General features: G+C 70.4%; 25 protein-coding genes. 18 read left to right on the forward strand and 7 right to left on the reverse strand.

From position 1 onward, the window contains the following. Positions 1-68 precede the first annotated feature (68 nt). The 14 genes from tpiA to lpdA all read left to right on the forward strand — a co-directional run bounded on the left by tpiA (position 69) and on the right by lpdA (position 12,392). Positions 69-818 carry a triose-phosphate isomerase gene (gene tpiA, locus VGN74_RS06015; RefSeq protein WP_327446451.1) on the forward strand — a complete coding sequence of 250 codons (750 nt, stop codon included), beginning with the start codon at positions 69-71 and terminating at the stop codon, positions 816-818. Between the two features lie 45 nt (positions 819-863). After that, positions 864-1,358, forward strand: a complete 495-nt coding sequence (locus VGN74_RS06020; RefSeq protein ID WP_327446452.1) for a hypothetical protein — start codon at positions 864-866, stop codon at positions 1,356-1,358. Between the two features lie 51 nt (positions 1,359-1,409). Then, positions 1,410-1,853: a preprotein translocase subunit SecG gene (secG, locus tag VGN74_RS06025; RefSeq protein ID WP_327446453.1), complete on the forward strand. Its 444-nt coding sequence runs from the start codon at positions 1,410-1,412 to the stop codon at positions 1,851-1,853. Positions 1,854-1,995: 142 nt separating this feature from the next. Next, positions 1,996-3,645, forward strand: a complete 1,650-nt coding sequence (locus VGN74_RS06030) for a CTP synthase (protein ID WP_327446454.1) — start codon at positions 1,996-1,998, stop codon at positions 3,643-3,645. Then, complete coding sequence (locus VGN74_RS06035; protein WP_327446455.1) at positions 3,642-4,163, forward strand: GNAT family N-acetyltransferase; 522 nt, start codon at positions 3,642-3,644, stop codon at positions 4,161-4,163. The genes VGN74_RS06030 and VGN74_RS06035 overlap by 4 nt, the downstream gene beginning before the upstream one ends. Before the next feature lie 113 nt (positions 4,164-4,276). Continuing rightward, positions 4,277-4,459: a 50S ribosomal protein L32 gene (gene rpmF, locus VGN74_RS06040; RefSeq protein WP_327446456.1), complete on the forward strand. Its 183-nt coding sequence runs from the start codon at positions 4,277-4,279 to the stop codon at positions 4,457-4,459. A gap of 97 nt (positions 4,460-4,556) precedes the next feature. Beyond that, complete coding sequence (locus VGN74_RS06045; RefSeq protein ID WP_327446457.1) at positions 4,557-5,153, forward strand: hypothetical protein; 597 nt, start codon at positions 4,557-4,559, stop codon at positions 5,151-5,153. Positions 5,154-5,212: 59 nt separating this feature from the next. Beyond that, a complete protein-coding gene (eno, locus tag VGN74_RS06050; RefSeq protein WP_327446458.1) occupies positions 5,213-6,490 on the forward strand; it encodes a phosphopyruvate hydratase in 1,278 nt (425 codons plus the stop codon). A 74-nt stretch (positions 6,491-6,564) separates the two neighbouring features. Further along, positions 6,565-6,906, forward strand: a complete 342-nt coding sequence (locus VGN74_RS06055) for an FtsB family cell division protein (RefSeq protein WP_327446459.1) — start codon at positions 6,565-6,567, stop codon at positions 6,904-6,906. Positions 6,907-7,008: 102 nt separating this feature from the next. Next, complete coding sequence (gene pdhA / locus VGN74_RS06060) at positions 7,009-8,037, forward strand: pyruvate dehydrogenase (acetyl-transferring) E1 component subunit alpha (protein WP_327446460.1); 1,029 nt, start codon at positions 7,009-7,011, stop codon at positions 8,035-8,037. Positions 8,038-8,040: 3 nt separating this feature from the next. Next, positions 8,041-9,387 carry a pyruvate dehydrogenase complex E1 component subunit beta gene (locus VGN74_RS06065; RefSeq protein WP_327446461.1) on the forward strand — a complete coding sequence of 449 codons (1,347 nt, stop codon included), beginning with the start codon at positions 8,041-8,043 and terminating at the stop codon, positions 9,385-9,387. After that, positions 9,384-9,698 (forward strand): DUF5076 domain-containing protein, encoded by a 315-nt coding sequence (locus tag VGN74_RS06070; RefSeq protein ID WP_327446462.1) that lies wholly within the window; start codon positions 9,384-9,386, stop codon positions 9,696-9,698. The genes VGN74_RS06065 and VGN74_RS06070 overlap by 4 nt, the downstream gene beginning before the upstream one ends. Further along, the gene (locus tag VGN74_RS06075) at positions 9,695-10,975 is read left to right on the forward strand and encodes a pyruvate dehydrogenase complex dihydrolipoamide acetyltransferase (RefSeq protein ID WP_327446463.1); all 1,281 of its coding nucleotides are present in this window, start codon (positions 9,695-9,697) and stop codon (positions 10,973-10,975) included. The genes VGN74_RS06070 and VGN74_RS06075 overlap by 4 nt, the downstream gene beginning before the upstream one ends. Positions 10,976-10,985: 10 nt before the next feature. Next, a complete protein-coding gene (lpdA, locus tag VGN74_RS06080) occupies positions 10,986-12,392 on the forward strand; it encodes a dihydrolipoyl dehydrogenase (RefSeq protein WP_327446464.1) in 1,407 nt (468 codons plus the stop codon). Between the two features lie 4 nt (positions 12,393-12,396). Here lpdA and VGN74_RS06085 read toward each other — a convergent pair whose 3' ends face one another. Both VGN74_RS06085 and VGN74_RS06090 read right to left on the reverse strand, forming a co-directional pair. Next, a complete protein-coding gene (locus VGN74_RS06085) occupies positions 12,397-13,539 on the reverse strand; it encodes a GNAT family N-acetyltransferase (protein ID WP_327446465.1) in 1,143 nt (380 codons plus the stop codon). After that, on the reverse strand, positions 13,536-13,994 hold the full coding sequence (locus VGN74_RS06090) for a RidA family protein (protein WP_327446466.1): 459 nt from the start codon (positions 13,992-13,994) through the stop codon (positions 13,536-13,538). The genes VGN74_RS06085 and VGN74_RS06090 overlap by 4 nt, the downstream gene beginning before the upstream one ends. A 115-nt stretch (positions 13,995-14,109) precedes the next feature. Between VGN74_RS06090 and mmsB the strand changes: the two genes are divergently transcribed. The 4 genes from mmsB (at position 14,110) to VGN74_RS06110 (ending at position 17,260) form a co-directional block, all read left to right on the forward strand. Continuing rightward, positions 14,110-15,012 (forward strand): 3-hydroxyisobutyrate dehydrogenase, encoded by a 903-nt coding sequence (gene mmsB, locus VGN74_RS06095; protein ID WP_327446467.1) that lies wholly within the window; start codon positions 14,110-14,112, stop codon positions 15,010-15,012. 175 nt (positions 15,013-15,187) lie between these two features. Continuing rightward, positions 15,188-16,414, forward strand: a complete 1,227-nt coding sequence (hemA, locus tag VGN74_RS06100) for a 5-aminolevulinate synthase (protein ID WP_327446468.1) — start codon at positions 15,188-15,190, stop codon at positions 16,412-16,414. Further along, positions 16,386-16,598 (forward strand): DUF6898 family protein, encoded by a 213-nt coding sequence (locus tag VGN74_RS06105; protein WP_327446469.1) that lies wholly within the window; start codon positions 16,386-16,388, stop codon positions 16,596-16,598. Before hemA ends, VGN74_RS06105 begins: the two co-directional genes overlap by 29 nt. Then, entirely contained in the window at positions 16,595-17,260 is a 666-nt protein-coding gene (locus VGN74_RS06110; RefSeq protein WP_327446470.1) for a fused DSP-PTPase phosphatase/NAD kinase-like protein, read from the forward strand. The genes VGN74_RS06105 and VGN74_RS06110 overlap by 4 nt, the downstream gene beginning before the upstream one ends. Positions 17,261-17,264: 4 nt before the next feature. Here the strand turns inward: VGN74_RS06110 and VGN74_RS06115 are convergent, their stop codons facing one another. The 5 genes from VGN74_RS06115 to VGN74_RS06135 all read right to left on the reverse strand — a co-directional run bounded on the left by VGN74_RS06115 (position 17,265) and on the right by VGN74_RS06135 (position 20,053). Beyond that, a complete protein-coding gene (locus VGN74_RS06115) occupies positions 17,265-17,411 on the reverse strand; it encodes a hypothetical protein (RefSeq protein WP_327446471.1) in 147 nt (48 codons plus the stop codon). After that, positions 17,392-17,568 (reverse strand): hypothetical protein, encoded by a 177-nt coding sequence (locus VGN74_RS06120; protein ID WP_327446472.1) that lies wholly within the window; start codon positions 17,566-17,568, stop codon positions 17,392-17,394. The genes VGN74_RS06115 and VGN74_RS06120 overlap by 20 nt, the downstream gene beginning before the upstream one ends. A 61-nt stretch (positions 17,569-17,629) precedes the next feature. Next, positions 17,630-17,875: a DUF4170 domain-containing protein gene (locus VGN74_RS06125; protein WP_327446473.1), complete on the reverse strand. Its 246-nt coding sequence runs from the start codon at positions 17,873-17,875 to the stop codon at positions 17,630-17,632. Positions 17,876-17,897: 22 nt separating this feature from the next. Beyond that, positions 17,898-18,698 (reverse strand): 3'(2'),5'-bisphosphate nucleotidase CysQ, encoded by an 801-nt coding sequence (locus VGN74_RS06130; RefSeq protein WP_327446474.1) that lies wholly within the window; start codon positions 18,696-18,698, stop codon positions 17,898-17,900. After that, positions 18,698-20,053: a TldD/PmbA family protein gene (locus VGN74_RS06135; RefSeq protein ID WP_327446475.1), complete on the reverse strand. Its 1,356-nt coding sequence runs from the start codon at positions 20,051-20,053 to the stop codon at positions 18,698-18,700. The genes VGN74_RS06130 and VGN74_RS06135 overlap by 1 nt, the downstream gene beginning before the upstream one ends. Between the last annotated feature and the right edge of the window lie 25 nt (positions 20,054-20,078).

A 20,078-nucleotide genomic window follows, 5' to 3' on the forward strand; every position in this document is an offset into this window, starting at 1 on the left:
AGGGGAGGGGCGCCGGGGGCCGCAAGCGACCGCTTGGCTTGCCGCAGCGCCGCGCCTAAAGAGCCGGCATGAAACAATCCGTGAAGTTGATCGCCGGGAACTGGAAGATGAACGGCTCGGCCGCCAGCTTGGCCGAGATCGAGGCGCTCCGGGCCGACGCCGGCAGGGGCGAGTGGCGGGTCGAGGTCGTGGTCTTCCCGCCGTCGCCGCTGGTGGAGCGCGTGGCGCGCGCAGCCGGCGGGTCGCCGATTGAGGTCGGGGCCCAGGACTGCCGGGCCGAGGCCGCGGGGGCCTTCACCGGGTGCGTCTCGGCCGAACTGCTGCATGACGCCGGGGCGCGCTGGGTCATCCTCGGCCATTCCGAAAGGCGGCAGGGGCTGGGCGAGACCAGCGCCGGGGTCGCGGCCAAGGTCGAGGCCGCCCTGCGCGCCGGGCTGCACCCGATCATCTGCGTCGGCGAGACCCTGGCCGAGCGCGACGCCGGCGAGGCCGAGACCGTGGTCGCCGCCCAGGTCGGCGCCTCGCTGCCGGACTCCCTGCGGGACCAGACCTTCACCCTGGCCTATGAACCGGTCTGGGCCATCGGCACGGGACGCACCCCGACGCCGGCCGACATCGCCCGCATGCATGAGGTGATCCGCTCGGCGGCCGCGGCGCGTCTTGGTCCGGTCGCGGCGGACATGCGCGTGCTCTACGGCGGGTCGGTCAATCCGGCGAACGCCGCGACGATCCTGGCCACGCCCGGCGTCGACGGCGCGCTGGTCGGCGGCGCCTCGCTCAAGGCCGCCGACTTCCTCGCCATCATCCACGCGGCTTGACCTCTCAGGGTTGCCGGGCGAGCCTCCTGGCCCAAGGAGGCTGGCATGTCGGTTCCCGCTCTGGCTGAAGGAGTCTGGCGCGTCGTCATCGGTCGGGGGCGGCTGGATCGTCGCGGGTTCCTGCTCCGATGCGTCGGCTGGTACCTGGGGCTGGTCGTACTGACTTGGGCCGCCGCCTCCAGCCCCGATTTCGAGTCGGCAGGCGCTCTGTTGGACCGCGGCTTCTGGCACGGGGATGTCGTGGCCTACCTTGAGGGCCTCGGTGTCCTCGATCCTGCCGCCCAGGTTCGCACCGGCCTCGCGCATCTCCTTTTCGCCCTTTACTGCCAGCGCTGGATCGCGGCCCGGCTTCGCGATCTCGGGCAGCCGGGAGGGTTCGCCGTGCCGGTCATGGCGGCGGCCCTCGGGCTGTTCGGGCTCGGGCCGTTCGTCCTGCTGCTGGCGCTGCTGCCGGGTGATCGCGAGGCCAACCGCTTTGGCGCGCCCTGCCGTCAGGCGCGGGCGAGGTCTGCACCGTTTGCCGCGGCCGAGGTTCGGTGATAGAGGCCGCCGCTTGATCGGCGGGGTCCCTCGCCACATCTGAATGCGGCCATGCTCCAGACCATTCTCCTTGTCGTCATGATCCTGATCTCGCTGGCGATGACCGGCCTGATCCTGCTGCAGAAGTCCGAGGGCGGCGCCCTCGGCATGGGCGGCGGCCCGTCGGGCTTCATGACGGCGCGCGGGGCCGGCAATCTGCTGACCCAGCTGACCTGGTTCCTCGGCGCGGCCTTCTTCGCCTGCGCCATCGCCCTGACCGTGGTCGGCAACCTCGAGCGCCGCACCGAGTCGCTGATCGACGCTGACGCCGTCGGGGCCATCGCCCTCGACCCGCCGGCCGGCGAGACGTCGGCCCCGGCCGCCCCTGCGCCGCTGCCCGGTCAGGCCCCGGCCGCCGCCGCCCCGTCGCTCGACGACCTCGAGGCCAGCCTGCCGGCCGTGGCCGCGCCGGCCCCCGCTCCGGCGGCCGCGCCGCAGCCGGCGCCGGCGGAGTGATGTCGGGGCGACGCCCCCGTCGCCCCCTCGCACCCGAAAAGTCTTCGCTCTCCGGCCGGGATCCGTCCCGGCCGTCCTGTTTCCTGTATGCGCCGGCCCGGCTTCGTCCCGACCGGCCGAATCGTCGGTAAGGTGGTCGCCCATGGCTCGCTATGTGTTCATCACCGGCGGCGTGGTCTCCTCGCTGGGCAAGGGTCTCGCCTCCGCCGCGCTCGGCGCCCTTCTGCAGGCCCGCGGCTACAAGGTCCGGCTGCGCAAGCTGGACCCCTATCTCAACGTCGATCCGGGCACGATGAGCCCGTACCAGCACGGCGAGGTGTTCGTGACCGACGACGGGGCCGAGACCGATCTCGACCTCGGCCACTACGAGCGCTTCACCGGCGTCTCGGCGGCGAAGAGCGACAACATCACCACTGGCCGCATCTATCAGACGATCCTCGAGAAGGAGCGGCGCGGGGACTACCTCGGGGCGACGGTGCAGGTGATCCCGCACGTCACCGACGAGATCAAACGCTTCGCCATCTCGCCGGCGGTCACCGATGACGGCGAGGCCGTCGACTTCGTGCTGGTCGAGATCGGCGGCACGGTCGGCGACATCGAGGGCCTGCCCTTCTTCGAGGCCATCCGCCAGCTCGGCCAGGACCTGCCGCGCGGCCGGAGCTGTTTCGTCCACCTGACCCTGCTGCCGTTCATCAAGACGGCCGGGGAGATGAAGACCAAGCCGACCCAGCACTCGGTCAAGGAGCTGCGCTCGATCGGCATCCAGCCGGACATCCTGCTGTGCCGCTGCGAGCAGCCGATCCCGCCCGAGGAAAAGCGCAAGATCGGCCTGTTCTGCAATGTCCGCGAAAGCGGCGTGATCCAGGCCATGGACTCTGCCGACATCTACGCCGTGCCGCTGGACTATCACCGCGAGGGGCTGGACCGGGAGGTGCTGGCCCACTTCGGCCTCACCGACGCGCCGGAGCCGGACCTGTCGGGCTGGGAGGAGATCGTCCGTCGGCGCACCAGCCCGGACGGCGAGGTCACCGTCGCCGTGGTCGGCAAGTACACGGTGCTCAAGGACGCCTACAAGTCGCTGATCGAGGCCCTGCACCACGGCGGCGTGGCCAACAACGTCAAGGTCAACATCGACTGGGTCGAGGCCGAGACCTTCGAGGGCGACCGCGACGCCTGCAATGCGCGTCTGCAGGGGGCTCACGCCATCCTGGTGCCCGGCGGCTTCGGCGAGCGCGGGGCCGAGGGCAAGATCGAGGCGGCGCGCTTCGCCCGCGAGAACAACATTCCCTACTTCGGCATCTGCTTCGGCATGCAGATGGCGGTGCTGGAGGCGGCGCGGAACCTCGCGGGGATCGCGAAGGCGTCCTCGACCGAGTTCGGGCCTGCCGGCGAGCCGGTGGTCGGCCTGATGACCGAGTGGATCCAGGGCAACCAGCGGGTCCAGCGTCAGATGGGCGGCGACCTCGGCGGCACCATGCGGCTCGGCGCCTACGAATCGGCGCTGACGCCGGGCTCGCGCATCGCCGACATCTACGGAACCACCACCATCAGCGAGCGGCATCGCCACCGCTACGAGGTCAACATCAACTACCGCGAGGCCATCGAGGCCACCGGTCTGGTGTTCGCCGGCCTGTCCCCCGACGGGGTGCTGCCGGAGACGGTTGAGCGGCCCGACCACCCCTGGTTCATCGGCGTGCAGTACCATCCGGAGCTGAAGAGCCGCCCGTTCGCGCCGCACCCGCTGTTCGCCGACTTCATCCGCGCGGCGCTGGTGCAGAGCCGGCTGGTGTGACGGTCCTCGTCACCGAGCGCCTGCGGCTGCGGCCGGCCACGATGGACGATGTGGCCGCGTTTCACGCGGTGCTCTCGAATGTCGAGGCCACGCGCTACTGGTCAACGCCGCCGCACCGGACCCTCGAGCAGACGCGCACCTGGGTCGAGGCGATGATCGCCTCGCCGCCCGAGGACAGCGCGGACTTCGTGGTGGAGCTGGATGGCCGCGCCATCGGCAAGGCGGGATTCTATCGGCTGCCCGAGTTCGGCTTCATCCTGCATCCGGACACCTGGGGCAGGGGGCTGGCGCGGGAGGCGCTGACGGCCCTGTTCGACCACGTTTTCAGCGACCGGGGGCTCCCGTGCGCGATCGCCGATGTCGATCCGCGCAACGCCCGATCCCTCGCCCTGCTGGATCGGCTGGGCTTTGTGCGCACCGGATATCGCGAGCGCACCTACCGGCTCGACGACGGCTGGGCCGACAGTGTCGATCTGGCGCTGGAGCGCACCGCCTGGCTCGAACGCACGCGCCCTTGAAACCGGGCGCGAGTTCCGGCATAAGCCCGCGCTCACGAGGCGGCCCTGCGGCCGCCCCTGTCGTTTTATGGCGTGTCCGCCCGGGCAGGCCCTGACCAGAGATTGAGACGGACATGGCCGTTCCGAAGCGCAAAGTATCGCCCTCCCGCCGCAACATGCGTCGCGCCCACGACGCCCTCGGCGCCAACACCTACGTCGAGGACAAGGACACCGGCGAGCTGCGTCGTCCGCACCACGTCGACCTCAAGACCGGCATGTACCGCGGCCGCCAGGTCCTGACGCCCAAGGAAGACTGAGTCCGGTCCACGCCGACTGACACAATCTGACGGCGCGCGAGGTCGCTCGCGCGCCGTTTTCGTGCATGCTGGGCGGATATCCTTCCGGAGCCGTCCCATGATCCGCCGCCTGCTGACCGTGTCCGTCGCCGCCCTCGTCGTCGCCTGCAGCCCCGCGGCCTCGCCCGGGGATGGTGGCGAAGCCGGGGCCGATCCGGCCGCCGCGCCTGCGGCCGACGCGCAGACCCTGCGCCCGGACGGCTGGGGCTCGCTGCGCATCGGCATGACCCGCGCCGAGGTCGAGGCCGCCCTTGGCCCCGACGCCAATCCCGATGCTGTGGGCGGGGCGGACCCCGAGGCCTGTGACGAGTTCCGTCCCGCCCGGGCCCCGGCGGGTGTGCTGGTGATGGTCGAGAACGGGGTCCTGACGCGCGTCTCGGCCACCGAGCCGGGCCTGACGACCGCGGACGGCTTCGGGGTCGGGGCCGCCGCGGAGGCGGTGCGAGCAGCGCTCGGCGACCGCGCCCGCTTCGAGTCGCACAAATATGCCGAAGCCCCGGCCGGCTACATCCTGAGCTGGACCACGCCGCAGACCGCGCCCTACGTCGAGGACCCGGCCGCGCGCGGCGTCCTCTATGAGGTCGGGGCGGAGGGGACGGTTGTGGCCGTGCGCGTCGGCGGGCCGGCGATCCAGTACGTCGAGGGCTGTCTCTAGGCGGGTTGGCGGCGGAGGCGGCGCGCGCTAAAGCCCGGAGCCTGCCAAGGAGCCTCCCCATGACCGACATCGCCGACATCGTCGCCCGCCAGATTCTCGACAGCCGCGGCAATCCCACGGTCGAGGTCGATGTCGTGCTGGAGGACGGCTCGGTCGGTCGCGCGGCGGTGCCGTCGGGGGCCTCGACCGGGGCCCATGAGGCGGTGGAGCTGCGCGACGGCGACAAGTCCGTCTGGGGCGGCAAGGGCGTGCAGAAGGCCGTGGATGCGGTCAACGGCGAGATCTTCGACGCCCTGTCGGGCCTCGACGCCGAGGACCAGCGTCATATCGACGAGGTGCTGATCGCGCTCGACGGCACCGAGAACAAGGGGCGGCTCGGGGCCAACGCCATCCTCGGCGTGTCGCTGGCCTGCGCCAAGGCCAGCGCCGTCAGCGCCAACCTGCCGCTGCACCGCTACGTGGGCGGCGTCTCGGCCCGCATCCTGCCGACCCCGATGATGAACATCATCAACGGCGGCGCCCATGCCGACAATCCGATCGACATCCAGGAATTCATGATCCTGCCGACCGGCGCGGAGACCTTCACCGAGGCCCTGCGCATGGGCACGGAGATTTTCCACGCCCTGAAGGGCGCGCTGAAGGCGGCCGGTCACAACACCAACGTCGGCGACGAGGGCGGCTTCGCCCCGAACCTCGCTTCGGCCGAGGAGGCGCTGGCCTTCATCACCAAGGCGGGCCAGGCGGCCGGCTACCTCGCCGGCGAGGACTTCCACCTCGGGCTCGACGTCGCGTCGACCGAGTTCTTCAAGGACGGCAAGTACAACCTCACCGGCGAGGGCAAGATCCTCGACCACGAGGGCATGGTCGCCTACCTCGCCGACCTGTGCGAGCGCTTCCCGATCGTGTCGATCGAGGATGGCTGCGCCGAGGACGACTTCGATGGCTGGAAGGCCCTGACCGAGCGTCTCGGGGATCGCGTCCAGCTGGTCGGCGACGACCTGTTCGTGACCAACCCGGCCCGCCTGGCCGCGGGCATCGGCGAGGGCCTGGCCAATTCGATCCTGATCAAGGTCAACCAGATCGGCACCCTGTCCGAGACCCTCGATGCGGTCGATATGGCCCACCGCGCCGGCTACACGGCGGTGATGAGCCATCGCTCGGGCGAGACCGAGGACGCCACCATCGCCGACCTGGCCGTGGCGACCAACTGCGGGCAGATCAAGACCGGCTCGCTGGCCCGCTCGGACCGCACGGCCAAGTACAACCAGCTGCTCCGCATCGAGGAAATGCTGGGAGAGCAGGGCGCCTACTACGGCGACGGCATGCTGCTGCGCTGATCCGGTAACCACAAATTTACCCGTTTCCTTCAGGGCTTGCTCATCTTGAGTCGCGCTCAGAAGGAGCGGTCAGTGTGTTTGAACGGTTGAAGCCGTACCTGCCGACAGCCTGTCTGGCCCTGCTGGTGTTCTACCTCGGGGTCCAGGCCCTCACGGGCGAGCGCGGTCTGCTGAGCGGACCGGAACGGCACCGCTTGCTGGCCCAGCGCGAGGCCCAGCTGACCGATCTGGCCGAGACCCGCGCCGAACTGGAAACCCGCGTGCGGCACCTGCGGTCGGATCGGCTGTCCCGCGATCTGCTGGAGGAGCGGGCCCGGGTGGTGCTCGGACTCGTCGATCCGCGCGACGTGATCGTGCACGTTTCGGCCCCCGCGACACCGTCCGCCGCGACGAACCGCCCCCCTGAACTTTCGTAACAGCGCCGTCCGGCTCCTTTGCCAGACCGGAACGAAGGCTGCTAAAGCCCCTTTCCGTAACGACAAGAGGCCCCGTTCCGGGGCTCAGCCGGGAGATGCCGGATGGCGAGAGCCGCCGCTCAGAAGACCTCGAAACCGTCGTCCGACAAGAAGCTGCCGAACCGTCCGGCGGCGTCGAAGGAGGACCTGCTCCGCTACTATCGCGAGATGGTGCTCATCCGCCGCTTCGAGGAGCGCGCCGGCCAGCTGTACGGCATGGGCCTGATCGGGGGCTTCTGCCACCTGTACATCGGCCAGGAGGCCGTCGCGGTCGGGGTGCAGGACAGCCAGCGCCCCGGCGACGGCGTCATCACCGGCTACCGTGACCACGGCCACATGCTGGCCGCCGGCATGGACCCCAAGGCGGTCATGGCGGAGCTGACCGGCCGCATCGGCGGCTCGTCGCGCGGCAAGGGCGGCTCGATGCACATGTTCGATGTGCCGACGGGCTTCTATGGCGGCCACGGCATCGTCGGCGCCCAGGTGGCGCTCGGCACCGGCCTGGCCTTCGCCTCGAAGTACCGCAACGACGGCTCGGTCGCCTTCATCTACTTCGGAGACGGGGCCGCCAACCAGGGGCAGGTCTACGAGAGCTTCAACATGGCCCAGCTGTGGAAGCTGCCGGCCATCTACATCATCGAGAACAATCAGTACGCCATGGGCACGTCGATCGAGCGCGCCTCGGCGACGACCGAGCTCTACATGCGCGGGGCCAGCTTCGGCATTCCGGGCGAGCAGGTCGACGGCATGGACGTGCTGGCGGTCAAGGACGCCACGGAGCGCGCGGTGAAGCGCGCCCGCGAGGGCGGCGGCCCTTTCATCCTCGAGGTTAAGACCTACCGCTACCGCGGCCATTCGATGAGCGACCCGGCCAAGTACCGCACCAAGGAGGAGGTCGACGAGGTCAAGAAGACCCGCGACCCGATCGATCACATCAAGGCGCTGCTGGCCGAGGCCGGCGCCGCCGAGGACGAGCTGAAGGCCATCGACACCGACATCAAGGCGATCGTCGCCGAGGCGGTCCAGTTCGCCCAGGAAAGCCCGGAGCCGGATCCGTCCGAGCTCTACACCGACGTCTACGTGGAGGCCTGATCCGTGACCGACATTCTGATGCCGGCGCTGTCCCCCACGATGGAGGAGGGCACGCTCTCGAAGTGGCACGTCAAGGTCGGCGACACCGTCTCGGCCGGGCAGGTCATCGCCGAGATCGAAACCGACAAGGCGACCATGGAGGTCGAGGCCGTCGATGAGGGCGAGGTGCTCGAGATCCTCGTGGCCGAGGGGTCCGAGGGCGTGAAGGTCAATACGCCGATCGCGCGCCTGTCGGGCGAGGGCGGCGTGTCCGGCCCCGCTCCGACCGCGGCCGCCGAGCCGGCTGGCGAAGCCGCGCCGCAGTCCCAGGCCGCTGCGCCCTCGACGCCGAAGGTCGAGCTGCGCGACCCCGAGCTGCCCGCCGATGCGAAGATGGTCCGCACCACGGTCCGCGACGCCCTGCGCGACGCCATGGCCGAGGAGATGCGCCGCGATCCGTCGGTGTTCCTGCTCGGCGAGGAAGTCGCCCAGTACCAGGGCGCCTACAAGGTCAGCCGTGAGCTGCTGCAGGAGTTCGGCGACCAGCGCGTGGTCGACACCCCGATCACCGAGCATGGCTTCGCCGGTCTCGGCGTCGGCGCGGCCATGGCCGGGCTGAAGCCGATCGTCGAGTTCATGACGTGGAACTTTGGCATGCAGGCCATCGACCACATCATCAATTCGGCGGCCAAGACCCTGTACATGTCGGGCGGCCAGATCCGGGCGCCGATCGTGTTCCGCGGGCCAAATGGCGCCGCCAGCCGCGTCGCCGCCCAGCACAGCCAGGACTATTCGTCGTGGTACGCCCATGTCCCGGGGCTGAAGGTCGTCGCGCCCTATGATGCGGCCGACGCCAAGGGTCTGCTCAAGGCGGCCATCCGCGATCCGAACCCGGTCGTCTTCCTCGAGCACGAGATGATGTACGGGCTGGAGTTCGACGTCCCCGAGGTGGACGACTGGGTCCTGCCGATCGGCAAGGCCAAGGTCCGCCGCGAGGGCACGGACGTCACCATCACCGCCCACAGCCGCATGGTCGGGTTCGCCCTGCAGGCGGCAGAGAAGCTGGCGGAGGAGGGCATCTCGGCCGAGGTGATCGACCTGCGGACCCTGCGTCCGCTCGACATCGACACGGTGATCGAGAGCGTGAAGAAGACCAGCCGCCTGGTCTCGGCCGAGGAAGGCTGGGGCCCGATGGGCGTGGGCGCCGAAGTGGTCGCCCGGGTCGTGGAGCACGCCTTCGACTGGCTCGACGCCCAGCCGGTGCGGGTCCACCAGGAAGACGTGCCGCTGCCCTATGCGGCGAACCTCGAAGCCCTGTCGCTGCCGGGCGCCGACAAGATCGTCGCGGCCGTCAAGGCGGTGATGGCGTGACCCAGGAGCCCGCCGAGTTCCAGATCCGCACGCCGGACAGCGTCATGAACGACCCGGGCGCGGTCGAGATGCTGCGGTTCTGGTGGTCGCGCGGCGAGCCGGTCATGGCCATCAAGCCGGCCTTCGAGGATCCGGCGCGCTACGGGGCCATGCTGGCGATCGCCGCCCGCAATATCGCCCACGTCTACCATCAGTCGCGCGGCGACGATGAGGCCCAGACCTACCGCGCCGTGCTGAAAGGCTTGAACGAGGCCCTCAAGGGGCCCGGCTACGAGACGATCGCCGAACCCAGGACCGAGAGCGACGCATGACCGACATCCTGATGCCCGCCCTGTCGCCCACCATGGAAGAGGGCGTCCTCGCCAAATGGCATGTGAAGGTCGGCGACACCGTCTCGGCCGGCGATGTCATCGCCGAGATCGAAACCGACAAGGCGACCATGGAGGTCGAGGCCGTCGATGAGGGCGAGGTGCTCGAGATCCTCGTCGCGGAAGGCTCCGAGGGGGTGAAGGTCAACACCGTCATCGCCCGGCTGAAGGGGGAGGGCGGCGCGGCCGCCCCGAAGGCGCCGAAGGCGGAACCTGCCGCCCCTGCCGCCGACGCGGGGAAGGCGACGCCCGCGCCCGCCCCGGCTGCGGGGCCCTCCACCGCTTCGCGGTCTCCGTCCCCGCTGCGTGGGGAGGAAAAGAGGGTCTTCGCCTCGCCGCTGGCGCGGCGCATCGCCCGTGACGCCGGGCTCGATCTGTCAGCCATCAAGGGGACCGGCCCGCGCGGCCGGATCGTCCGCGCCGATGTCGAGGCCGCGGCGAAGGGCGGCGGCGCGAAGGCGGGTTCTGCGGCGGCGGCTTCGGCCGAACCGCGCAAGGTCCAGTCGCTCGAGCAGATGGGCATCGCCCCGGGCAGCTACGACCTCGTCCCGCTGGACGGCATGCGCAAGGCCATCGCCCGGCGCATGACCGAGAGCTTCCGCGACGTGCCGCACTTCCCGCTGAGCATCGACTGCGAGCTGGATGCCCTGCTGGCTGCGCGTACGAAGATCAACGCCGTGCTGGAAAGCCAGGGCGTCAAGATCTCGGTCAACGACATGGTCATCAAGGCTGCGGCCCTGGCCCTCAAGGCCGTGCCGGAGGCCAACGCCAGCTACACCCCCGAGGGGCTGGCCATGCATCACCACGCCGACATCGCCATGGCGGTGGCCATCGACGGCGGGCTGATCACCCCGATCATCCGCCAGGCCGAGCTGAAGTCGCTGGCCCAGATCGCCACCGAGGCCAAGGACCTGGCGAAGCGGGCGCGCGAGCGCAAGCTGAAGCCCGAGGAGTTCCAGGGCGGCACCTTCAGCGTCTCCAACCTCGGCATGTTCGGCATCAAGTCTTTCGCCTCGATCATCAATGAGCCGCAGGGCGCGATCATGTCGGTCGGCGCCGGCGAACAGCGGCCGGTCGTGAAGAACGGCCAGCTGGCGGTGGCTACGGTCATGACCGTGACCCTGACCTGCGATCACCGGGTCGTGGACGGGGCTGTGGGCGCGCGCTTCCTGCAGGCGTTCAAGCCGCTGATCGAAGATCCCATCACGATGCTGGCCTGACGAGGACCTCATGGCTGCCGAATTCGACCTCATCGTCATCGGCTCGGGTCCGGGCGGCTATGTCGCCGCGATCCGCGCCAGCCAGCTGGGCCTGAAGACCGCGATCGTGGAACGCGAGCACCTCGGCGGCATCTGCCTGAACTGGGGCTGCATCCCCACCAAGGCGCTGCTGAAATCCGGCGAGAAGTACGAAAGCCTCAGCCATCTCAAGGACTATGGCCTGTCGGCGGACAAGGTCGGGTTTGACTTCGACGCCATCATCCAGCGCTCGCGCGGGGTGGCCAAGCAGCTGAACCAGGGCGTCGGCTTCCTGATGAAGAAGCACAAGATCGAGGTGATCGAGGGCAATGCCCGCCTCGACAAGGGCAAGGACGCGCCGAAGGTGGTGATCGCCCTGACCAAGGGCGGTGAGCGGACGGTCGAGGCCAAGTCGGTGATCCTGGCGGTCGGCGCCCGCGCCCGGGCCCTGCCGCAGATCGGCCTGGAGGCAGACGGCGAGCGCATCTGGGCCTACCGCGAGGCCATGGTTCCGAAGTTCATGCCGAAGACCATGGTGGTGATCGGCTCGGGGGCTATCGGCATCGAATTCGGCAGCTTCTATCGCGCCCTCGGGGCCGAGGTGACCGTGGTCGAGGCGCTCGATCGCATCATGCCGGTCGAGGACGAGGAGATCTCCAAGGCGGCGCAGAAGGCCTTCGAGAAGCGCGGCATGACGTTCCGCACCGGGGCCAAGGTGACCAGGGTCACCAAGGGCAAGACCGGGGTCGAGGTCGCCATCGAGGTCGGCGGCAAGGCCGAGACCCTGTCGGCCGAGGTCTGCATCTCGGCGGTCGGCATCACCGCCAACACCGACGGCATCGGGCTGGAGGCGCTGGGCGTCAATCTGGACCGCGGCCATGTGAAGACCGGGCCGCACGGCGAGACCGGGGTGAAGGGGCTCTACGCCATCGGCGACTGCGCCGGCGCGCCCTGGCTGGCGCACAAGGCCAGCCATGAGGGCATCCATGTGGTCGAGCATATCGCCGGCCAGAAGGCGGCGACCCTGCACAGTCCGATCGCCGGCTGCACGTACGCCCAGCCGCAGGTGGCTTCGGTCGGCCTGACCGAGCAGGCCGCCAAGGCCGAGGGCCGCGCCGTAAAGGTCGGCCGCTTCCCCTTCCGGGTGAACGGCAAGGCCATCGCCTCGGGCGAGACCGAGGGCTTCGTGAAGACCATCTTCGACGCGAAGACGGGGGCCCTGATCGGCGCCCACATGATCGGCGCCGAGGTCACCGAGATGATCCAGGGCTATGTCACCGCGATCACGCTTGAGGCGACCGAGGAAGAGATGCACGGCATCGTCTATCCGCACCCGACCATGTCGGAGGCGATGCACGAAGCTTCGCTCGACGCCTACGGGCGGGTCCTGCACATCTGAGGCGTCAGGCCCGGTAGGGGGAGTATTCCGCCTCCAGCGCCGCCATCTCGGCCTCGACCGCCGGCCGCTCCTGGTCGAGATAGCGGGCCACCGGTGTGCGCAGGGCCGGGTCGGCGATCCAGTGCGCCGAGCGCACCCGGGCCGGGAGGTAGCCGCGCGCGATCTTGTGCTCGCCCTGCGCCCCGGCCTCGACCCGCTTCAGCCCCCGGGCGATGGCGAACTCGATGGCCTGGTAGTAGCAGAGCTCGAAGTGCAGGAAGGCGACGTCCTCGACGCAGCCCCACTGGCGGCCGTACAGGGCCTCGGCCCCGATCAGGTTCAGCGCCCCGGCGATGGGCCGCTCGTCCCGGTAGGCCATGACCAGCGCGATGCGGTCCGCCATCGTCTCGCCGATCTGGCTGAAGAAGGCGCGGCTCAGATAGGGCCGCCCCCACTTCCGGTCGCCGGTGTCCATGTAGAAGGCGAAGAAGGCGTCCCACGCCGCCTCGGTCAGATCCGACCCGGTCAGCACCCGGATGTCCAGCCCGGCCCGGGCCTCGCGCCGCTCGCGCCGGATGGTCTTGCGGCGGTTCGAGGACAGGGCGGCGAGGAAGTCGTCGAAGCTGGCGTAGCCGCGGTTGTGCCAGTGGAACTGCTGGTCCTGCCGCAGCAGCAGGTCGTGGTCTTCCAGCGCCCGCCAGTCGGTCTCGGTCGGGAAGGTGACGTGCAGCGAGGAGACGCGCAGGCTCTCCGCCAGCTGCAGCGCGCCCTGGATCAGGGCGCTGCGCACCCGTTCGCCGTCCGCGCCGGGCGCGACCAGCAGGCGCGGGCCGGTCACCGGGGTGAAGGGCACGGCCGACAGCAGCTTGGGGTAATAGCGCCCGCCGGCGCGCATATAGGCGTCGGCCCAGGCGTGGTCGAAGACGTATTCGCCCTGGCTGTGGCCCTTGAGGTAGAGCGGCACGGCCCCCAGCAGGCGGCCGTCGTCGTCGTTCAGGGTCAGGTGCTGGGCCGCCCAGCCGGTGTGCCGCACGGCCGACCGCGACGCCTCGCAGGCGTGCAGGAATTCGTAGCTGACGAACGGGTCGCCCGTCGGGTCGGCCAGCGCGTTCCACGCTTCCCGCCCGACGGTGTCGATCCCGACGTGAACCTGGACCGTGAGACTCACTTCACCGCGACGACGGCGTCGATCTCGACGGCGAAGCCGAGCGGCAGGCGATAGACGCCGACGGCCGAGCGGGCGTGGCGGCCGGCGTCGCCGAACACCTCGACCATCAGGTCCGAGCAGCCGTTGATCACCTTGGGAATGTCGATGAAGTCCGGCCCGGCCTGGACGAAGCCGCCCAGCTTGACGATCCTGGCGACCCGGTCGAGGTCGCCGCCCAGCGCCGCCTTCATCTGGGCCAGCAGGTTGACGCCGCATAGGCGGGCGCCGGCCACGGCGTCCTCAAGGCTGACGTCGACCCCGACCGTGCCCTTCAGGCCGCCCGAGGCGTCGTTCGACAGCTGGCCGGAGATGTACAGCAGCTCGCCGGAGCGCACCGCAGGCACATAGTTGGCCACGGCGGCGGCGGGTTCCGGCAGGACGATGCCGAGGGTGGCGAGACGGGCTTCAACGCTCATGAGGGGGCTCCGCAAACAGGTCTGGCGCCGATGTAGCGGCCCGCGGCGGCGCTGGCCACCGGGTCGCTTCGCCGCTAGTCATCCGGCCAAAGAAACGACATCGGGAGCAAGCGTCATGACCTTCCAGCGGATCGCCTTCATCGGCCTAGGCAACATGGGCGGCGGGATGGCCGCCAACCAGGCGAAGGCCGGGCGCGAGGTGCGCGCCTTCGACCTCAGCCCTGCGGCGCTGGAGCGCGCCGCCGCCGCCGGGTGTCGGCCGGCGACCTCGATCGCCGAGGCCGTCGCCGATGTCGACGCCGTGATCACCATGCTGCCGGCCGGGCCGCATGTGCGGTCGGTCTATGCTGATCAGGTGCTGGGCCAGGCGCCGAAGACGGCCCTGCTGCTCGACTGTTCGACCATCGACGTCGACAGCGCCCGCGCCGTGGCCGTTCAGGCCCGCGAGCAGGGCTATGTCTTCGCCGACGCCCCGGTGTCGGGCGGCACGGCGGCGGCGGACGCCGGAACCCTGGCCTTCATGGTCGGCTGCGACGAGGGCGAGTTCGCCCGGGTCGAGGCGGCGCTCGCGCCGATGAGCCGCATCACCATCCGCGCCGGCGATCACGGGGCCGGGCAGGCGGCCAAGATCTGCAACAACATGCTGCTGGGCATCTCGATGATCGGGGTGTGCGAGGCGGTGGCCCTCGCGGAGCGGCTGGGGCTGGAGCCGGAACGCTTCTTCGAGATCGCCTCGAAGTCCTCGGGCCAGTGCTGGAGCGTGACCAGCTACTACCCCTGGCCCGGGCCGGTGCCGGCGGCGCCCTCCAACCGCGGCTTCGCCGGCGGTTTCGCCACGGCCATGATGCTGAAGGACCTGAAGCTGGCCCAGGACGCGGCCGCCCGCGCCGGCGCCACGACGCCCCTCGGGGCCCAGGCCGAGGCCCTCTACGCCCTGTTCGACCGGCTCGGGCACGGCGGCAAGGACTTCTCGGCCCTGATCCAGATGCTGCGGGGGCGACTCGAGGATCTGGATTGATCCGGATCAAGGTTCCGGCAACCCGGTCGGGCCACAGTCGGGCATGGACCACGCCGCCCTTGAGAACCGTTATCGATTAAGTGGTTGCGGCCATTTGCGCGCCCCGGTTTCTGGACATTCGGTGCGGCAGGAGTCACATACGGCCGCCGGGGCCATAAACGAAAGATCACGCCCGTTGTTCGACTATAAAGCCGCCTTCGAACGCTCGGTAGAGCAGGTCCGGACCGAGGGACGCTATCGCGTCTTCGCCGACCTGAAGCGCGTGCGTGGGCGCTTCCCGCGGGCGGTGCGCCGCCGCGAGGACGGCAGCGAACAGGACGTGGTCGTCTGGTGCTCCAACGACTATCTCGGCATGGGTCAGCATCCCTCGGTGACCGAGGCCATGCGCACCGAGGTGGCCGAGACCGGCGCGGGCGCCGGCGGCACGCGCAACATCTCCGGCACCACCCGCTCGGCGGTCGACCTCGAGGCCGAGCTGGCGGACTGGCACCAGAAGGAAGCCGCCCTGCTGTTCACCTCGGGCTATGTGGCCAACGAGGCGACGCTGGCGACCCTGCAGAAGATCCTGCCGGGGCTGATCATCTTCTCCGACGCCCTCAACCACGCCTCGATGATCGCCGGCATCCGCCACGGCGGCTGCGAGCGGCATGTGTTCCGCCATAACGACCTGGAGCATCTCGAAGCGCTGCTGGCGGCGGCGCCGGCCGAAGCGCCCAAGCTGATCGCCTTCGAGAGCGTCTATTCCATGGACGGCGACATCGCCGACCTGAAGGGCACCATCGCCCTTGCTCGCAGGTACGGGGCCATGACCTACCTCGATGAGGTCCACGCCGTGGGCCTATATGGTGCGCGCGGCGCCGGGGTGGCCGAGCGCGACGGCGTGCTGGACCAGATCGACATCATCGAATGCACCCTCGGCAAGGCCATCGGCGTCATGGGCGGCTACATCGCCGCCGACGCGGTGATCATCGACGCCATCCGCAGCTGGGCCTCGGGCTTCATCTTCACCACCAGCCTGCCGCCGGCCCTGACCGCCGGCGCCTTGGCCTCGGTGCGCCACCTCAAGGCCCACCCGGAGCTGCGGGAAGCCCATCAGGAGCGCGCCGCGACCCTGAAGCGCCGCTTCGCCGAGGCCGGCATTCCGGTGATGCCGTCGGAGAGCCACATCGTGCCGGTGTTCGTCGGCGATCCGGTGCACACCAAGATGATCTCGGACATGCTGCTGGAAGAGCACGGCATCTATGTCCAGCCGATCAACTATCCGACGGTGCCCAAGGGCACCGAGCGGCTGCGCTTCACCCCGTCGCCGGATCACGACGACGGCATGATGGACGACCTGGTCCGGGCGATGGACAAGCTGTGGACCCACTGCAATGTCGCCCGCCGGCCCGCCGCGGCCTGACGCCGCCCTCGGCGAGGTGATCTTCGAGACCACGCGGCAGGGGGCCTATGTCCGCTGCGCCGCCATCCATGTCGCCACCGGCATCGAGGTCTCGGCCTTCGGGCCGGTGCATGAGCCGCATGGCGTACAGCAGGTGGCGCTGGCCAAGCTGCGCCGGGCGCTGGAACGCGCGGGCCGCCTGTGAGCCGCTTTGATCTGACGACCCGTATCGGCCGCTTCCGGGTCTGGCTGGACTATCTGCTGCACGACCACGCCTTCCTGCGGTTCGGCTTCAACAACGCCCACTGGCTGGGGCCGGACCTGGTGCGCACCAACCAGCCGTCGCCGGGCCAGCTGGCCTACTGGAAGCGACGCGGCGTGCGGACGGTGATCAACCTGCGCGGCGCGCGGGACGAGAGCTACTACGCGCTCGAGCGCGACGCCTGTGAGCGGCTGGGGCTGACCCTGATCGACGCGCCGCTCGACTCCCGCGATCCGCCGGCGGCGGACCGGGTCAGGCGCGCGGCCGAGCTGTTCCGGACCATCGCCTATCCGGCGCTGATCCACTGCAAGTCCGGCGCGGACCGGGCCGGGCTCATGGCGGTGCTGTACCGCCATGTCCATCTGGGCGAACCGATAGCGGTTGCCCGGGCAGAGCTGGGAAAGCGCACCCTCCATAGCAAGGAGGGGCTGACCGGCGTGCTGGACTATACGCTCGACCGCTACGAGGCCGAGGGGGCACCGCGGGGCCTAGATTTCCTGCAGTGGGTCGAACGGCCGGACTATGACCCGAAGAGGGTGCGCGGCGACTTCAAGGCCAGCTGGTGGGGCACGCTGCTGACCGAGCGGCTGCTGCGCCGCGAGTAGGTCGTCAGGGCTGGCCGTCGCGGTCCTGCTTTTCGCGTCGACGGTCGGCCATACGGCGGTTCAGGACCACCAGCAGATAGGCCAGCATGGCGACGCTGCTGATGGCCGCGAAGATGCGCTGGCCGTCGGCGTCAACGAGTTCCGTCATCATGGTCCTGTCGCTCTCCCACCTGGCGCTGGCCGACGGGATCGCTCCAGGCCGTGTCGGTCTCGGCGCGCTCCAACGGCGTCGGCGGACGGCGGCGCACGAACAGAATGATCGCGACGGCCGCCGCGGCCAGCATAAGGACGATCAGAACGGACGTCATGGGCCTCTCCTCTCACACTCGGGTGAGGGGAAAGCGCAGCGGGCGACCGAACCGTTCCGTATCAGCCGCCCTGGCCGTCGCCGCGCGGGTCGATCAGGCGGTGTGCATGCAGGATGAAGTAGCGCATGTGGGCGTTGTCGACGGTCGCCTGGGCCCGCGCCTTCCACGCCTTGCGGGCTTCCTCGTAGTTCGGGAAGGCGCCGACGAACTCGACCTGGGTCAGGTCGCGGAACACCGGCTGGTCGAGGTGACGGAGCTCGCCCCCGATCACCAGGTGGAGCAGTTGCGGGGACTCGGTCTCGGCCATGGGCGCACCGTGGGTCATGAGGTCAGATGGCGAGCGGGATAGACGCGACGCGCCGTACGATCAACGGGTGCAGCGCCGGCGCCGCGCAGATCAGGCTCGACTGCCGCGGATCGGGCCGGTTGAAGCGCCACGGCTGGCCGTGATGATCGCTGACCACGGCCCCGGCTTCGGCGGCGATCAGGGCCCCGGCGCACACGTCCCAGTCCCACTTCGGCGTGAGGGCGATGGCGGCGTCGAAGGCTCCGGCGGCGACCAGCGCCATGCGGTAGGCGAGGGCGTTGCGCTTCGAGAACCGCATCGCCGGCCACGGTTCGGGCCAGTCCCGCCCTTCGATAAGCCGGGCGTCGGCCAGCACCTCGGCGTCTTCAAGATCGTCAGCATCCGAGGCCCGCAGTCGCCGCCCGTTGAGCCAGGCGCCGCCGCCCCTGACGGCCTCGAAGGTTTCGCCCGTCACCGGAGCATGGATCACGGCGGCGACGGGCTGCCCGTCCTCGACGATGGCGATCGGCACGCACCACCACGGCGCGTCGCGCAGGAACGCTGCCGTGCCGTCGATCGGATCGACGACGAAGACCCGACGACGCGACAGGCGCTCCTCGCTGTCGGGCGTCTCCTCGGATAGCCAGCCATGGTCGGGCCGCGCCGGCAGCAGACGCTGGCGGAGCAAGGCGTCGACGGCGAGGTCGGCGTCCGTCACCGGCGAGCCGCCCGGCTTGGCCCGCGGCTCCAGCCCCCGGGCGCGCATTTCCAGGGCGAGGGCGCCGGCCTCCCGGGCTGCGTCGCGGATCAGGTCGAGGTCGGCGGCGAGCGCGGGCCCGGTCATCACTTCCCGGCGATCGCCACGGCGTCGATCAGCAGCGACGGCGAATCGAGCCCGCCGCGCAGCTCGAGATCCCGGCCGGGGACCAGACGCAGGTAGAGCTCGGGCAGGGCCCCGGCGACCGTCACCTCATTGACCGGATAGGCGATCGCGCCGTCCTCGAACCAGAAGCCGTTCACCCCGGCCGACCAGTCGCCGGTGTTGGGGTTCAGGGACGGGCCGAACATGCCGGTGATCAGCAGGCCGAGGCCGGCGGCTCGCATCAGCCCGTCGAGATCGAGCTCGCCTGTCGACAGGCGGCCGTTATGCAGGCTCACGCCGGAGGGGCCGGCGCCGCCGCGCGCCGCATGGCCGGTGCTGCTCAGCCCCAGTTGACGCCCGGCGGCGCTGTTCAGCAGCCAGGTCGTCAGCAGGCCGTCCTCGACCGGGGCCATGGCGCGAACCGCGACGCCCTCGTCGTCGAAGGCGGTCGAACCCAGCGCCCGCGGCGCGAAGGGGTCGTCGGTCAGGGAGACGCCCTCCGGCAGGACGCGCTGGCCCAGCCGGTCCTTGAGGAAGGAGACGCCCCGCGCGACGGCCGGGCCGGACATGGCGCCGACGAGGGGCGACAGCAGCTGGCCGGCGAGGCGATTCTCGAAGATCACCGGCGCCGTCGTCGAGGCGATCTTGCGCGCCCCGACCTTGGCGGCGGCGCGGCGGCCGATGTCGGCGCCCAGCGCCTCCGGCGTGATCAGGTCCTCGAGATGGCGGGTGGTGCGTCCGTCGCCGGAGCGCTCCATGGCCCCGTCGCGCTCGGCGATCACGCTGGCGCTCAGGGAGAAGCGGCTGCGGCGACGGAACAGGTCCACGCCGTGCGAGGTCACCAGTCGCCAGCGGCCGACCGACCAGCCCGCATCGGCCCCTTCCGAACGGCTGACCCCGGGCACGGCGACGGCGGCGGTCTCGGCGGCGCGCGCCGCGGCTTCCAGCGCTGCGGCGTCGCGCGCCGTGGGGTCGTGCTGGTCCAGCTCGGCGAACGGCGCGACCGCGAGGCTGTCGGGGTCGGCGAGCCCCGCGTAGGGATCCTCCGGGGCCAGTCGCGCCATGGCCACGGCCCGCTCGACCAGCCGGTGGGCGGCGCTGTCGGACAGGTCGGAGGTGGAGACGATGGCCTGGCGGCGGCCGACGAAGACGCGCAGCGACAGGTCGCGGCTTTCCTGCCGTTCCACATCCTCCAGCGCGCCGTTGCGCACGCCGACCGACAGGGCCTGCCGGTCCGACAGCACCGCCTCGGCCTGGTCGGCCCCGGCCTTCAGGGCGGCGGCGATGAGATCGGGCAGGCGAGGGTCGCGGGCGGCGGCGTCCGGAATGTCAGGCATGGCTGGCATATGGCCGACCGGCTCT

It is taken from the genome of Brevundimonas sp., from assembly GCF_035998205.1.
Taxonomy (GTDB): Bacteria; Pseudomonadota; Alphaproteobacteria; order Caulobacterales; family Caulobacteraceae; genus Brevundimonas.

What these genes read in the sequence shown, in the direction of transcription:
- tpiA (WP_327446451.1), top strand. Translation starts at nt 69, where the DNA reads ATGAAACAATCCGTGAAGTTGATCGCCGGGAACTGGAAGATGAACGGC.
- VGN74_RS06020 (WP_327446452.1), top strand. Translation starts at nt 864, where the DNA reads ATGTCGGTTCCCGCTCTGGCTGAAGGAGTCTGGCGCGTCGTCATCGGT.
- secG (WP_327446453.1), top strand. Translation starts at nt 1,410, where the DNA reads ATGCTCCAGACCATTCTCCTTGTCGTCATGATCCTGATCTCGCTGGCG.
- VGN74_RS06030 (WP_327446454.1), top strand. Translation starts at nt 1,996, where the DNA reads ATGGCTCGCTATGTGTTCATCACCGGCGGCGTGGTCTCCTCGCTGGGC.
- rpmF (WP_327446456.1), top strand. Translation starts at nt 4,277, where the DNA reads ATGGCCGTTCCGAAGCGCAAAGTATCGCCCTCCCGCCGCAACATGCGT.
- VGN74_RS06045 (WP_327446457.1), top strand. Translation starts at nt 4,557, where the DNA reads ATGATCCGCCGCCTGCTGACCGTGTCCGTCGCCGCCCTCGTCGTCGCC.
- eno (WP_327446458.1), top strand. Translation starts at nt 5,213, where the DNA reads ATGACCGACATCGCCGACATCGTCGCCCGCCAGATTCTCGACAGCCGC.
- pdhA (WP_327446460.1), top strand. Translation starts at nt 7,009, where the DNA reads ATGGCGAGAGCCGCCGCTCAGAAGACCTCGAAACCGTCGTCCGACAAG.
- VGN74_RS06075 (WP_327446463.1), top strand. Translation starts at nt 9,695, where the DNA reads ATGACCGACATCCTGATGCCCGCCCTGTCGCCCACCATGGAAGAGGGC.
- lpdA (WP_327446464.1), top strand. Translation starts at nt 10,986, where the DNA reads ATGGCTGCCGAATTCGACCTCATCGTCATCGGCTCGGGTCCGGGCGGC.
- VGN74_RS06090 (WP_327446466.1), bottom strand. Translation starts at nt 13,994, where the DNA reads ATGAGCGTTGAAGCCCGTCTCGCCACCCTCGGCATCGTCCTGCCGGAA.
- mmsB (WP_327446467.1), top strand. Translation starts at nt 14,110, where the DNA reads ATGACCTTCCAGCGGATCGCCTTCATCGGCCTAGGCAACATGGGCGGC.
- VGN74_RS06105 (WP_327446469.1), top strand. Translation starts at nt 16,386, where the DNA reads ATGTCGCCCGCCGGCCCGCCGCGGCCTGACGCCGCCCTCGGCGAGGTG.
- VGN74_RS06115 (WP_327446471.1), bottom strand. Translation starts at nt 17,411, where the DNA reads ATGATGACGGAACTCGTTGACGCCGACGGCCAGCGCATCTTCGCGGCC.
- VGN74_RS06120 (WP_327446472.1), bottom strand. Translation starts at nt 17,568, where the DNA reads ATGACGTCCGTTCTGATCGTCCTTATGCTGGCCGCGGCGGCCGTCGCG.
- VGN74_RS06125 (WP_327446473.1), bottom strand. Translation starts at nt 17,875, where the DNA reads ATGGCCGAGACCGAGTCCCCGCAACTGCTCCACCTGGTGATCGGGGGC.
- VGN74_RS06130 (WP_327446474.1), bottom strand. Translation starts at nt 18,698, where the DNA reads ATGACCGGGCCCGCGCTCGCCGCCGACCTCGACCTGATCCGCGACGCA.
- VGN74_RS06135 (WP_327446475.1), bottom strand. Translation starts at nt 20,053, where the DNA reads ATGCCTGACATTCCGGACGCCGCCGCCCGCGACCCTCGCCTGCCCGAT.